The organism is Lacticaseibacillus huelsenbergensis (assembly GCF_029726355.1).
Lineage (GTDB): Bacteria > Bacillota > Bacilli > Lactobacillales > Lactobacillaceae > Lacticaseibacillus > Lacticaseibacillus casei.
On sequence record NZ_CP120687.1, the window covers coordinates 1,293,288 to 1,307,173 of the forward strand.

Below are 13,886 nucleotides of genomic sequence, written 5' to 3' on the forward strand. Positions count from 1 at the left end.
GGTATTGTCAGAAATGGTTTGGATAGCGCAGGCGCTTCTGGGCGTTAACAATAGTATTGGATGTGATAAAAATGTTTAAGCACAACAAGAAGCCCGATGATAAGGAAAAAGTACTAAGTGCCTATTATGATTTTGTGCTTGATCCAAATATCACTGATCGTGAGCGAAAGATTGGGCTCTTAGCCAAAGATGATATCGAGCGAGGAAGATATTTCGTTGCCGTTTTGAATCAAACGCTAATTAGTTTTCAAAGGGAAGCGATGCGAACAGGTTTGACGAAGGATGCTTCTAAATTCTATGATTTTTTGGAGCCAATTCTGAACAGAAACGTCCCCTTTGGAACCAACCGTGGTGCTTATGGGACGCTTAGTGGCTACCTTGATTGAGCTTTTCATTTAATACAAGCATTTCCCCTCCTTCATGGATGGCGACAATGCTTTTTTTGAACCGCATTTTTACTTACTGTGATGATGGTTAAGCATCTTTTTTAAAAGCTTCTGTTTTCGAAAACTGACGTCCAGTTTGGCATCGTTGTCCATATATAAGTAATGGTTGTTGGTATCCAATTGCTTAATATGATCCGGGTTGACCAAGACGCTTTTGTGGACGCGGAATAATGTTGGGTACAAAGAGGCGATATGGTTAAGATTGTCATGAAATGTTGCGGTCTCGTTAAGTGCATGCACCTCTAAGTTACCGGGATTACCAGTAGCCGTTTGAATATAGATTAGTTCGTCCAATGGCACAGCGAACATCTGTCCGTTGACTGAGTAATTGAATTGGTTGTGAGACCGGATTTTACGATCTTCGACCCGGTCAAGGACTTGTTGAATATCACGTCGAAGTTGGTTAGAGGTTTCAGCTATCGGAGCATTTTTATCGATTAAGTCTAAGGGTGCGATTTTATGAGTTAAGATTGAAAGTGCTGCCTCAGTGTGGTTGGTTACAAAGATTATATCCGTGAAGAGTGATGCGTTCCTTATCGCTGTCGCCACGTCAACCCCACTAAGGTCTGAGTTGTCGATTTCTATATCTAACAGGTAAAGACTGTCTTCTTCGGCAGCGGGTTTGATTGTCTGAAGTAGCGTCTTTGGAGATGCGGTGGCAAGCTTGATTGTTGCTGAGAGTTCCTCAATCATAATAAAATTCTTTAGCTCATGCGTTAGAGTTTTTAAATAAGCAGGATTATCCTCTAGTATATAAATGTTGAGCAAAATATTATTCCCCCACAAAGAGACTAATTTCTAAATGATTTTGACGTTTCTTCTTTCGTACGTTGAGGTCCGGGTATTTCTGAACAAGTTCATTGATAATCGCCATACCCTGCCCGTGATTTGGGCCCTTAGTGGTGAAACCAGAACCGTCTAGTACCTTTAAATCAAAGTTAGTTGGCACATTATTGACGACAGTTAGTTCAATACCAGTCGAAGGCTTATACAGTAGCAAGACTTCGAATTGGTGCTCCTTTAGCTTGACGGTCTCATCGAGCGCATTATCAATCAAAATTCCTAGGATACGGACAACAGTTAGTCCTAAATCAGCTCTGACGTCGGGGATCCGCTTATCAGTGCGAATTAACATTTCAACACCTTTATTGGCAGCCTCGTTCCACTTTAAATATAGGAGACTTTTGAGAGGGATGCTTTCAACAGCAGCAAGCATGTCATTACTTATCTCGGCGGTGCTAAGCGAGTTCTGAGCCTGTTTGATGATGGCCTGTGTACTACTGGAAGAAGAGGACTCCTTATCAGTTTCGTTTAGCGATACCTGCAAGGTTAAGAGAAGGTTCTTATAGTCATGGAGAATTTTGTTTGTTTGCTTTCGCTGTTCATCAATGGTGGCTGAATATTGCCTTCGAGCCATTTCTGCCTGCTTAAGCCAAGTGAGTTCCATGTTATATTTGAATGCTTTCAGCAAAGAGAATATTGAGAATGCGTTAATACCTATGGACAGAAGAAAGACGCAGAGAACGAACATTTCAACTGGGGTTGGGATGGTCAGGAAGTTCAGAACAACCTCAAGCACATATAGCAAAAGACAAATAGTTCCCGTTGAGATGATTATACTTTTAGCAATACCATGGTTTTGTTGCATGAACTCTCGTACAGTTAAAAGGACATGCATCTTAGTTAATAATAACCATGTTACTAAAAAGCAGTATAACGTCACACTAATAAATATCCCGGTCCAGCCAATGACATCTACCATCTGGGGAGCAAAGACTTCAGCTACTCCGACAAATATTGTTTGAATATTGACGTTAACAAGATTGAGATCCATAAACAAAAAAATCCACAGCATATCTGCAGGCTTATCGGTATATGCCATGAAGGCAATATATAGTATGCCAAATAGTATTTCGCCAGAGGTTGAAAAAAGCGTAGAGAGCGTCATGCCCAAAGCAGACCAGAAGAAGATGTAGCCCGGTTTTAGCCGAGCATAGAAGATCAGTGAAAGAACGGAAATGCCCGCAATATAGATTGGTAAAAAAGTAAAAAAATATTCAAATCCGGGAACAGGTGTCAAAATAGTCCTCCTCAAATGGATTACATACCTAATTAAATATACGATGCCTAGTTTACAAAGTCTAACGAGGTTTTCAAAGAGGAAGAGAGACGAGTGACGTTAATAGCGGATTTCGATACGTTAATATTTTTGTCGCTCAGCTTTTGTTAGTTCTGATAAGCTCATCTAGACAGATTGAATGAGGCAGAGTTTTTTGAACAGGTAAAAAACATGAGAGGCGTTGTGAATCAAGTGCAAAAACAAATTTCTGAAGATTATAAGCACACACTTTTTTTACCAATAATATTTGGGCTTCTTGTACCACCTTTCATCATTGCTATGGCAAATGAAAACGAAATCGGATTTATATCCTTTATCGGAATGACGATTTTGTGGGCGTATGTTCTTTTTACATATGGATATCTTCGGTGTTTGGGTGTCTTTAAAGTATCAGTTGATCGGGCGGTCAAAGGTTTATTGGTTGCGATGGTCATATTGCTTTTCCAGATGCTGATTATGTTCCTTACAAAAGCTCAAGGTGGGGTTGGTCAGTTTAGAGGCTTACATTTGAATATTTTGCTACCCGTTGCTTGTTTAATTGGTCCAGCATGGGAGGAGACCATTTTTCGATACGCGATAAACATCAAATTTTTTAAAGGTGGCTTTAAGGGAGTTTGTGTTTCTTCCGCTTTATTCGCTGTTGCTCATGGGTCTACGAGGCTGGTTGATCTCTTAGTATACTTTGGCATGGGATTTTTGCTTTGCTTAGCTAATCGGGGGCGTGAGGATATCTTTGCTTCGGTTTTAGCTCATAGCATTATTAATGTGGTTGCTGTATTGGCATTTGTAGAATAAGGAGTTTAGACTTGACGACTCTTGCTCTTGGCCTTCGAGATTTATTACTACAAAAATAAGAAAACTGACACTTCCGCTTTTGGCGGTTGAACCTGAGTGCGGGCTTGTCAAACGTTCACTTTATTGAGCTCGATAGACTTGCAGGTAGATATTGAAACGAGTTGTGAATACCTTAAATCCCATTACTAGATGACAGTACATATGTGGAAGACAACAATTACCAAGTTTGATTCAGTCACGATAACTCAACTAAAAGAATGCGAGATGTTTAAACACTTGAAAAAAACTTCTAGAACCAGAGTGGCTATCATGCTCATAATTTTGGTAGCAGCTTTATCAACGCATGACAGCCCAGTCCTATTTAAAATCTTCGTGCTTATTTTTTTCGTCGTTATGACCTTCAACATTGTTTCCTTGTTGAGAAGGAGAAAGTCGTTGCGTAAATGAACTAGGCTATTTTCGGGTGCTGATAGATCAATAGATGATTTGAAACCCAAAACAGATGCTGACCGCTTTGCCAAAAACTTAATGATGGTGAGGCGTTTTTTTCGTGCACCACAAAACATTGACACGACTATTTAACATAGTTACTATTAACAATGTTAATAGTAACTATGTTAGGAGACGCTTATGAAAAAAACCGTATCAGTCGTCATTGCAACTTGCATTGGAATTTTCCTGTGCATGCTAGATACGACAATAATGAATATCGCTCTGCCGGCTATTCAAATAGGACTAAATGTCAACTTGTCGGATCTTTCCTGGGCATTGAACATTTATACAATTTTGTTTGCCACACTGACCATACCGTTAAGCAAGCTGGCTGAAAGAGTTGGTATTAACCGGTTCTACTTAATAGGACTGGTAACATTTGCCCTGGGTTCACTTGTATCGGCGTTCGCAACTAATATTGTTTTACTTGATGTTGGCAGAGCCATTCAAAGTGTCGGCGCCGCTACGGTATTTCCATTGTCAATGACAATCGGCATTTCGACAGTTGACACGTCAAATAGGCCAAAGGTGATTGCTGCTTTGGGTGTCACTCAAGGACTAGCGGCAGCTTTGGGCCCAGTTATCGGCGGAATCGTGACACAGTTTCTGTCATGGAGATGGATATTCTTAATCAACATTCCCTTAATGATCCTTGTGTTGCTGCTAGTGACTTTTAATCTGTCAATGAATCAGGAAAGAAATGCAAAGCCGATTGATTTACAGGGATGCATATTGAGCATGATCACGCTCTTCTCCCTTACGCTTTTATTGATAAAAGGCCGTGAATGGGGCTGGACATCTTTTTCGGTTATTTGTTTGGTAATTTCATTTTTAGCGGGATGTATCGCATTTGTTTTCACTGAACACTTTTCCAAGAATCCAATGGTTCCGCTAGATCTGTTTAAAAGTCGGCAATTTGTCGGTGCGTCGGTAGCGATTGTCTTAAGCAATTTGTTTTTAGTTGGTGTGACAGTGATCTTGCCGACTTACTTTACAAATATTCAGCAAAAAACTGAGCTGACTGCGGCACTGATTATTACTCCGATAACAGTTATGATATTCATATTCTCCACTGTTGCTGCGCTAATCATTGACAAAGTGGGTGCGAGAATCGTCGTCCTTTTGGGGTTTGTATTAATGGCAGTCGGATATGCCATGTTCTTTACTGTCAATTTATATAACTCCTTAGAGGTCTTTGTTGCCTGCACGATCCTAGGAACGGGCTATGGGATCATTGCCGGACCTATTACAGTTTTGGCAGCCGCAGATTTCACTGGCGAAAAGCTAAATTCTTCGCAAAGTGTTGCCGGAGTTCTAAGACAAGTGGGGGTGGTGCTGGCTGTGGCCATCTTTGTAACCAATTTATACGCTGGGCTGGCTTCGGCGAAAGTTAGCTCTGTGCAATTTGCCAGTGGCCGAATTCAACGCTTAACAATTCCGCAAAAGCAGAAAAGCATGATGCTTAAAACGACTAAAGATGCCATTAGCACAGGTAAAACACATCAGAGATTTCCAGTCGATCACTTTTCAAAAATAGAACGAAGAGCGATGATTCATACAAACTACGTCGCCGCGGTTTCTCGAATAATCAGCCCATCAAATTCCGAAAAAGTTCAAATAATGAGACAGGTCAAGAAAAAGGTAGATTTAGTGCTTATAAAACAAAATCACAATATCAATGCAGCCATCGGTGATATTCAAACAAAATCGGAAAGCTACTTCACTAATGCATTTAAGCTTCTGTACAGAAACACACTCCCGTTTCTATTTTTTGCAATCCTAGCATCGTTTATTTTCCCTGCGTTTAAACGGGAAAAGGTTAGAAATGTGCGCCACTGACGATCAGTCGTTAATAAGCGTTTTTGGATGTTGCCGTGTGGTTGTCTATTACAAATAGCTTCGGTAACTTTTAAATTGGAACTTCATTATGTTACTATTGTCAATAATTACATAAACAATATCAACATAAAGGAGCGAACCAGATTGCAAGGAAAAGACGTTGTTTTAGGGTTATTGAATCAACGCGATATGTCTGGGTACGAGATAAAGGAAGTATTTGAAACACAGCTGAAGTTCTTCTTCGATGGCACTTTTGGGATGATTTACCCCATCCTCAGAAAACTGGAAAAGGATGGATTGATTCAAAAAAAGCATGTGGTTCAAGATCTTAAGCCGAATAAAAATATTTACAGCATCACAGAGCTAGGGAAGAAAGAGTTTATGACCTACCTCAACTCAAAAACGGTTGAGGAAACCTTCAAATCAGACTTTTTGATGCGTATGTACTTTGGGCAGGATCTTGATCGAGATAAAGTCATTTCATTTGTTGAGCAAGAAATCACGCGAAAAAAGACGAATCTCTCGGAACTGACGGATAACTATGAGCGCTGGACGGATAATGGCATGAACTCTTTCCAAGAAATCACCTTTATGTACGGGATAGCTTATTATAAAAGTGAAATCGAAGTGCTCGATAAGGCGTTAGAGCAGTTGAAAAATCAGAATTAAACGTCGGAAGCAGCATGAGATCAGTTACTTAGTATTTAACTTGAGGCGGTGTCAGCCTTTCCTAAATGATTAGGAAGCTGGTACCGGCTTTTTTCAATCGCATAAAAAATCCCGCCGCCTTTCTCCGAAAATTGATCACGGTCAAGGCGGCTTTTTGAATGCCTCGGTACACTGAACTCGACACTAAGGTTCACGTTCAGGAGGGAAAGACGATGCATTTTATTCAGACACATAAACAAGAAGCGATGATTAGCGGCGGGGTGCTGACGGCGCTGGGGCTGGTTTTCAGTCAGGCGTGGTTGTTGGTGCTGGCGAGTTTGGTGGCTGGGCTGCCGATTGCGGTGAATGCCTGGGAAGCGTTGCGATATAAGCAGATTAGCATTGAGCTGCTGGTGACGATTGCGTTGGTGGGCGCGGTGCTGATTGGCGAACCGGTCGAAAGTGCCGTGGTCAGTTTTCTGTTTCTTTTTGGCGACTGGCTGGAGCAGCGCAGTCTGGCGAAGACGCGATCGGCGATTCAGGGTTTGGCTGCGGCGGCACCCAAAACAGCACGCCGGGTTGATGGCTCAACCGTTCCGGTGGGTCAGTTAGCGGTTGGCGATCAGGTGCGCGTTTTGGCAGGTGAGACCGTGCCAGCAGACGGAAAAGTGATCGGCGGACACGCGAACATTGTTGAAGCGGCGATTACCGGTGAGCCGGATGCGAAAAGAAAACAGGCTGGCGCGACCGTGTATTCCGGAACGCAGATTAGCGATGGAACCGTTGATATTGAAGTTGAAAAAACCGGCTACAATACGGTTTATCAACAGATTATCGATTTGATTGAAGATGCCCAAGATGCTCAGTCACCGGTCGCGACCTTCATCCAGAAGTTTGCACGCTGGTACACGCCGCTGGTATTGGTGATCGCATTGATAGTCGGTTTGGTGAGCCGGGATGTACGGCTGGCCATCACGATTCTTGTACTTGGTTGCCCTGGTGCGCTGGTGATCGGTGCGCCTGTCAGCAATGTTGTCGGACTAGGTTTTGGCGCCAAGCATGGCATTTTGATCAAAGGCGGCGATGTTGCGACCAAGTTGGATCAGATTGACACGGTGATGTTTGATAAGACCGGCACGCTGACTCAAGGCAAAATCAGTGTCGTAACCGCGCAATACTGGGCGGCTGATAGGGCGAATGTGGCGGAGATGGTTGCAGCGGTCGAAGCAGCGACCGCGCATCCGTTGGGGCAAGCGTTGGTGGCCTATCTTCAGCCGCAGACAACCAAGACAGTTGAAGACGTCAGGGTGACTCGCGGCGTTGGTGTGCAAGCACAAGTAGCTGGGCATACTGTCAGTGTCGGCAATCAAAAGATTTTGAAACAGCCGCAAACACTGGAACAACAGGAAGCCATCCAGGCGATTGTGAGCGGCGGCGCTTCACTGGTTTTAGCAACGATTGATGACAAGCTGGTTGCCGCGTATGGCTTGCGGGATCAACTGCGTTCGGATACCGCAACGATGCTGGCGGACTTAACCGCAAGTGGCAAAAAGACGATCGTTCTGTCAGGCGACTCGCAGGCAGCCGTTGAACACATGATGACAGATTTACCGCTGAGTCAGACACACGGCGGGTTACTTCCGGCCGATAAAGTCAGCGCTATCAAAGCCGCACAGGCCCGTGGTGAAAAAGTGATGTTTGTCGGTGACGGGATCAATGATGGTCCGGCGTTGGCACAGGCGGACGTGGGCGTCGCGATGGGTTCCGGGATGGATGTGGCGATCGATACCGCGGATGTCATTTTGACCAGCAGTCGGCTCACTAATCTTGGCGTTCTTTTCAATTTAGCCAAGCGAATGAATAACAATATCAAACAAAACTTGGTGATTGCCATCGGAACGGTGGCGTTGCTGCTGAGCGGTTTGCTGGTAGGCTTAGTCGATATGGCGAGTGGGATGCTGTTTCACGAGATCTCGATTCTCCTCGTCATTGCGAATGCTTTGCGGTTGCGGCACACCCCAAGAAAATGGCAAAACTTGACGGCGATCAAGGCGCATCAGCCGCAAACTGTGAATAATGAAGGTAAATAAACAAGAAAGGATTTTTAAAATGACAAAATTAGTTTATCAATTAGACGGATTGACCTGCCCGAGTTGCTTGCAGAAGATTGAAGGGGCAGTTGGCCAACAAGCTGGCGTTAAGAGTGTTAAGGCACTTTTTAATAGTAGTAAAGTTAAGGCACAGATTGATCCAGCGGTTACGAACGCCGATACCCTGAAGAAGACAATCACGGATTTAGGGTACACCGTTGTCAATGTTCGTAGTCAGGAAGCGTAGGAGGTTGGATGATGAGTGTCACAACAGGGATGCAGACAGTTAGTGCCGAGCAAGTCAAGGCTCGTCAAGCAGCAGCGGCAAAGCAAGCCGATCATGATCACCATGTCCCGACTGCCGGGGCGATGAGCGGGCATGTTTTGGCAAATTTACAGGTTTTAGCACGCAAGCTGGAACAATTCCGCTTGACGCTGAATGGCTCGAGCAGCGAGACTGACAGACAGCTGTTAACCGAATTGCTAGAGCAAGCCCGGCAGCATTTTGCAGTGTTGGCGAGCGACTTGGCAGCACAGGGCGAAGATTTTCCGACCACAACAGCAGAGTTCAATGAATATACCATGTTGAAGGAAGATCCGGCGTTGCGGTTTTGGACCAACGACATGAAGCTGGATGCGGTTGTGAATGATCTTGATACTTGCCAGCTGTTCGTCAGTCGCGCGATTCCACTTGCCAATAAGGAGAATAAACTCGTGTTGGCGGCGGATATGTTACAATTGCAGCACTGGCATGAACAGAGTATCCTTCGCCTGCAGACGCGACTTGGTCGGGCAGTGACAGCCGGCCGGGAGCTGCTTGACGAGGATGAAGACGACTGATCGGTGATTCAGGAACGGTGCACAGATTGATTTTTCCTAAGCGCAGGAGGTGACAACACATTGCATAGTTGTACGGCAGTTGTGCCGTTGTTTAAAAAACTCGATGACAAGGCGCGTGCAGCCATTGACGCCTTAACCCATGAGCGGCAGGTTGAAAAAGGAACGGTTTTGATCAGTCCGGATACAGACGCCCGTTTATTGGTGGTCGCTCAGGGCAAGCTCAAAACCTACCAGTTGGCGACCAACGGCAAAGAGCAATTGTTGCGCGTTGATGGCCCCGGTGATTATGAAGGCGAGGCTGGCTTACTCAACATCGCTAGTCCAAACGTTTACACCGAGGCGCTAACGACCGCCACAGTCTGCACCATTAGCGCGTCGGATTTTCAACAACTGCTCATGAAACAACCGCAGATCAGTCTGCAGCTGCTCACGGAAAACACTCGCAAAATGCAGGCATTGGAAAAGCAGGCGGGCTATCTTGGCAATGATTCCATCAATGTGCGCCTCACCCATTATCTGCTCGATCTGCGCACCGCGGCTGGAAAAGACACCGTAACCGTGCCAATGGCGTGGACGCAATTAGCCGATTACCTCGGAACGACGCCAGAAACGGTTTCCCGTACTTTGAAACTTTTGGCAAATGAAAAGTTGATTCGGCGTACGGGTAAACAGGTGACGATTTTGAATGCTGAGGATATGGAAGATTTTGTTTGGTAAATGCGTCAAGTTGAGCGTGAGTTCATGCAAAAAGCCAGTGAGAGATTCGCTGGCTTTTTTGCGTGGTGTCAATGTTGGTAAAACTTTCTGAATAGTGTTAATTTTCGGAAATGGTCAAGCCTGTACGTTGCTTTTTTAAAATGATAATAGCCAACAAGATAACCAGCAACAAATGAACAATAGCCGATACAGTACTGGCCTCGAGACCGAAAGTCCCACCAGTCAGTGGCTGGAATGTTGTCGTAGGCAATGATTTTAGAATAAAACTCTCACCAGATAAACCGGAGACAGAAACGCCAAATATAGGGCCTTCCGCGAAGTTCCAGATGGCGTGAAAAGCGCCGCAAAGCCAGATACTGCCAGTCAACAACCGAAACTGTGACATTGCTATGGCAAATAAGAACAAGCCAATGGCCGCAGGAAGGTTGAAGCCGGGATTGGCCATATGTAGGAGCGTAAAAAGAATCGCGTTGAGCAAAACAGCCATTATGACCTTATTTTGCTTAAGCCAATAGCCCATGACGTAGCCGCGGCAAAGCAGTTCTTCAAACATGGATTGGATTGCGTAACCAATAAAGAAAAGAACCAGCCAAAGCAGGTTTGATCCTTGGAAGATAACCAGGACTTGATACCCACCAAATAAAGTGATGATGCCCCAAATGAGACTGAACATCATGAATCCAAAAAGTAAGCCAAGTGAATAGTTTCTGGCAGCGTGGTCTTTTGCAAACGGTAAGATGTCGCGATCACCACGGTAATAAATGACCATGCCAATAATACCGATGGCCTCACCGAACAAGAAAAGCAAATCAAAGGATTGCGGAATATTGGCTTCGTCCTTTAAGGTGCCGAATAACCCCATTAAAAAAGGAATAATGTCAGATAAGAGTGACCAAGCAAAGGCAATGACGAAAACAAGGGCAATCGTCGTGAGTGACTTAGGTAGTTTTTTGAGCTGATTAATCGTGCTCGCCTCCGAATAAAATTTGGCTTGAAGATGTCAAGGTCGACAAATAAGCTTCTTTTAGGATAGCCTTAGTTTTCTTATAGGGCAAATGGGCAGCATGCGACTCAAAAGTAGTCAACTATCTTTTTGTACCAAAAAACAGCCAGCAAATAACATTTGCTGACTGCCCTTCACATGCTACCGCTTATTGCGGGTGGTAAATCCCGCGGCGAACGCATGAACCACATCTCTAAAGAAAGATTATCGGCTGACAATACCTTTGTCAACTTAATAAAATGAGTTCGCAGATCCTTTTACGGTTCGGACGCCGATCACTTTTTCCTAAACCACTAAAGCGGCCAGCGCCCTTGTTTCAACATCGTTGCCAAATTGGCGTCTTCAAGTAAGGACTTGTCCGTGATGACGCGCTTGAGCATTTTAGCGATGAAGCCGGTGTACTTGTGACCCTTGCCAATTTGGGCGATACCATCTTGGCTGCCGAGTGATGCCACAGTGCCCTTAGGCTTGTAAACGAAGTCCGTCAACGGCTGACCGTTTAACGCTGCGGCAACGTTCTTACCGGCTTGATCGCCTTCCTGTGTGGAAATTTGTGCAGTGGTTGGATAAGGCCGGCCGGAATCGCCTGCCATTACCGCAGACACATCACCGATAATAAAGACCTCAGGATGGTCGTCTAAGTTCAGGTGATTGGAAACTACCACGCGGTTACGGCGCTGCTTGAAGCCGGAATCCGCAATCACATCGCTGCCGGAAACGCCGACCGTCCAGATAATTGTGTTCCCTTCGACTTTCTTTTCCTGGTCGCCATCAGCATAAACCACGGCATTCGGCTCGATCTTCGTAATCTTGGAGCCAGTCATCATCGTTACCCCATGACTCTTGAGGTAATCCATTGCATAATTGGCTAATTTTTCATCGAACATCGGCAAAATGCGCGTTGCCATTTCCATGGAGATGATTTTAATTGGCGGCGTATCGTACTTTTTAGCCAGCGCTGGCATACTGTGCGTCAATTCGCCCAGTAATTCAACGCCGGTGAACCCTGCGCCAGCAACAATAACCGTCAAGTCTTTAGGATCTTGTGACTGCTTGTAATTGGCGACGTGCTGCTCAATCGTCTTGGTGATCGTTTCCGCGGAGGTTACATTGTCCAGCGGCAAGGCGTTTTCCGCGGCACCCGGCAACCCAAAGTCCTCAGACCGGAAGCCAAGCGCAATGATGAGATAATCGTAACGTAACGGCGCATGGTTAGCCAAAATCACCATCTTGGTCGACACATCAACCTTGCTGACTTTCGCCTGAAGAAACTGAACATCCTTTGGAAGAACCTGTTGAATATTAAACGTGATTTTCGATGCAGGCACAGTACCTGCCGCCACTTCATGAAGCTGCGTGCGCTCTTCGTGTTCGGCGTTTTGGTCAACCACTGTGATCGTCGTTCCCTTTGGTGCGAGCTTACTTAACGTTTTAACGGCCCGAATGCCCGCATATCCGGCACCTAAAATGACAACATCTGCCATTGATTCACCACATCCTCATCTACAAAATTATTTCAACGTACGGTCAATTGGCCACAACCTTATTGTAACAATCTTATTACCATTCACAAACTTTGGGCTCATATATTTGCGAAAAGTGGGTGAGAAATTTGGTTGTATCTTGTTCGCTTCCGAGTTTGCCCATGAATATTAATGCAAGGTGTTTCAAGAGGAGACTTGCAGAAGGATATCTTAATCTCAATGAAGAAGGAATTGGTTAAGAAAGCTTGACTATGTGATCTTTTCAAAAAGGTCAATTCATTTCAGTAACGCAACCCAAAACCGAGTGTTCGATCACCTAAAATGTGCGCTGACCAGATCAACGCTGCGGCCAGTAAGCCATACCAAGCACCAAGGAGCGCCAGTCCGCCGAGAATAATCGGCCCAATTAACGTATGGCCAATATCGTAGCAGACATTGCCAGTCTTTTCGTTGGCGAGAAAGCCTAAAGCACTTATGTCGGGAATTAGGAAGCCGACAACAAATAATAGCCAGCTGAAATTGAACTGGACAAAGTAAAAATAAATGATGAGTGCAAATCCTAGTGCTGATTCTGTTCTTGGAAGCCACTTCATGAAGGGTCACTCCTTGAAATTATTCATGTGAGCGCCACGATCAAGCAGAGATAGAGAACGAGGCATGACTCGTATGTGACACATGTGTGACTTAAACGTACTTTGAGTATACTGGGGTCAACGACAAGCAACAAGCGTTTGGCGACAAGTGCTACAAATTGGTGGTATTTGTGTCAGTTAGGAGATTGCAAATATGAACGGGAAGCAACGGATGGCGCTGCAATCGAAGCAGTGGTTGGTGGATGCCTTGGTCACATTAATGCAACGTGGTGAGGCGGTGACAGATATTTCAATCACGGAGATTGTGCAAACTGCAGATCTTTCACGCAAAACCTTTTATCGAGCGTTTAAAACCAAGGATGATTTAATCGATTATTTATGCCGCCAGTTGACAGACGATTATTTTGAAAGTCTGAAACAGGCCACCCGCGGACAAACGCCGATTAGTTTTGAAACGACCATGCAGCACTTTTTCACGTTTTGGTGGCAACAAAAAGACCTTGTCCGTTTATTGATTCGACAAGGTCTGTTCGATCATTTGAATGGTGTTTGGCAACGTGATGCCGTTGACAAGTATCGCCAGTTTCCGGCGCCGTGGCATGCGGCAGGGACCGATCGAGAGGTGAATTATATCATGGCATTTGCACTCGGTGGATTTACCAATGTCTTACGCTTATGGTTGGCACAAGATCAGCCTGAACCGCCGGAACAAGTGCAAAGGGTGGCACTGGCGGGTTTTGGCCAGTTGGCGCAGAGCATTGGTCATTCAAACTAATACGCTAAGTTAGCGATCTTTTTAGATAGGTACAGCTCTCTCAAA

At 44.9% G+C, this 13,886-nt stretch carries 14 protein-coding genes; 9 read left to right on the forward strand and 5 right to left on the reverse strand.

The window, feature by feature from the left end; all coding sequences use genetic code 11:
• Window positions 1-71 precede the first annotated feature (71 nt).
• A complete protein-coding gene (locus LHUE1_RS05775) occupies window positions 72-386 on the forward strand; it encodes a Gar-IM (protein ID WP_049172414.1) in 315 nt (104 codons plus the stop codon).
• A gap of 69 nt (window positions 387-455) precedes the next feature.
• On the opposite strand, the gene LHUE1_RS05780 is transcribed toward LHUE1_RS05775, so the two are convergent.
• Window positions 456-1,214 (reverse strand): LytR/AlgR family response regulator transcription factor, encoded by a 759-nt coding sequence (locus LHUE1_RS05780; RefSeq protein ID WP_241484829.1) that lies wholly within the window; start codon window positions 1,212-1,214, stop codon window positions 456-458.
• Between the two features lie 4 nt (window positions 1,215-1,218).
• A complete protein-coding gene (locus tag LHUE1_RS05785; RefSeq protein ID WP_049172418.1) occupies window positions 1,219-2,526 on the reverse strand; it encodes a GHKL domain-containing protein in 1,308 nt (435 codons plus the stop codon).
• A 222-nt stretch (window positions 2,527-2,748) separates the two neighbouring features.
• Between LHUE1_RS05785 and LHUE1_RS05790 the strand changes: the two genes are divergently transcribed.
• From LHUE1_RS05790 to LHUE1_RS05820, 7 genes are all read left to right on the forward strand, one after another.
• A complete protein-coding gene (locus tag LHUE1_RS05790) occupies window positions 2,749-3,360 on the forward strand; it encodes a CPBP family intramembrane glutamic endopeptidase (RefSeq protein WP_160312077.1) in 612 nt (203 codons plus the stop codon).
• A 630-nt stretch (window positions 3,361-3,990) separates the two neighbouring features.
• The gene (locus LHUE1_RS05795) at window positions 3,991-5,691 is read left to right on the forward strand and encodes an MFS transporter (RefSeq protein WP_049172426.1); all 1,701 of its coding nucleotides are present in this window, start codon (window positions 3,991-3,993) and stop codon (window positions 5,689-5,691) included.
• Between the two features lie 144 nt (window positions 5,692-5,835).
• Window positions 5,836-6,360 (forward strand): PadR family transcriptional regulator, encoded by a 525-nt coding sequence (locus LHUE1_RS05800; RefSeq protein WP_049172427.1) that lies wholly within the window; start codon window positions 5,836-5,838, stop codon window positions 6,358-6,360.
• Between the two features lie 212 nt (window positions 6,361-6,572).
• Window positions 6,573-8,429: a heavy metal translocating P-type ATPase gene (locus tag LHUE1_RS05805; RefSeq protein ID WP_049172429.1), complete on the forward strand. Its 1,857-nt coding sequence runs from the start codon at window positions 6,573-6,575 to the stop codon at window positions 8,427-8,429.
• Window positions 8,430-8,448: 19 nt separating this feature from the next.
• Window positions 8,449-8,676: a heavy-metal-associated domain-containing protein gene (locus LHUE1_RS05810; protein ID WP_049172431.1), complete on the forward strand. Its 228-nt coding sequence runs from the start codon at window positions 8,449-8,451 to the stop codon at window positions 8,674-8,676.
• An 11-nt stretch (window positions 8,677-8,687) separates the two neighbouring features.
• Window positions 8,688-9,269, forward strand: coding sequence for a ferritin family protein (locus LHUE1_RS05815; protein ID WP_049172433.1), 582 nt, complete (start codon window positions 8,688-8,690; stop codon window positions 9,267-9,269).
• A gap of 60 nt (window positions 9,270-9,329) precedes the next feature.
• Window positions 9,330-9,986, forward strand: a complete 657-nt coding sequence (locus tag LHUE1_RS05820) for a Crp/Fnr family transcriptional regulator (protein WP_049172435.1) — start codon at window positions 9,330-9,332, stop codon at window positions 9,984-9,986.
• 97 nt (window positions 9,987-10,083) lie between these two features.
• Here LHUE1_RS05820 and LHUE1_RS05825 read toward each other — a convergent pair whose 3' ends face one another.
• The 3 genes from LHUE1_RS05825 to LHUE1_RS05835 form a co-directional block, all read right to left on the reverse strand.
• The gene (locus LHUE1_RS05825) at window positions 10,084-10,848 is read right to left on the reverse strand and encodes a CPBP family intramembrane glutamic endopeptidase (RefSeq protein WP_241484830.1); all 765 of its coding nucleotides are present in this window, start codon (window positions 10,846-10,848) and stop codon (window positions 10,084-10,086) included.
• Window positions 10,849-11,282: 434 nt separating this feature from the next.
• On the reverse strand, window positions 11,283-12,473 hold the full coding sequence (locus LHUE1_RS05830; protein ID WP_049172439.1) for an NAD(P)/FAD-dependent oxidoreductase: 1,191 nt from the start codon (window positions 12,471-12,473) through the stop codon (window positions 11,283-11,285).
• Between the two features lie 281 nt (window positions 12,474-12,754).
• Window positions 12,755-13,066 carry a DUF4260 family protein gene (locus tag LHUE1_RS05835; RefSeq protein WP_049172442.1) on the reverse strand — a complete coding sequence of 104 codons (312 nt, stop codon included), beginning with the start codon at window positions 13,064-13,066 and terminating at the stop codon, window positions 12,755-12,757.
• Window positions 13,067-13,259: 193 nt separating this feature from the next.
• Here LHUE1_RS05835 and LHUE1_RS05840 point away from each other — a divergent pair, with 193 nt between their 5' ends.
• On the forward strand, window positions 13,260-13,841 hold the full coding sequence (locus tag LHUE1_RS05840) for a TetR/AcrR family transcriptional regulator (RefSeq protein WP_010490096.1): 582 nt from the start codon (window positions 13,260-13,262) through the stop codon (window positions 13,839-13,841).
• The last annotated feature ends 45 nt before the right edge of the window (window positions 13,842-13,886 follow it).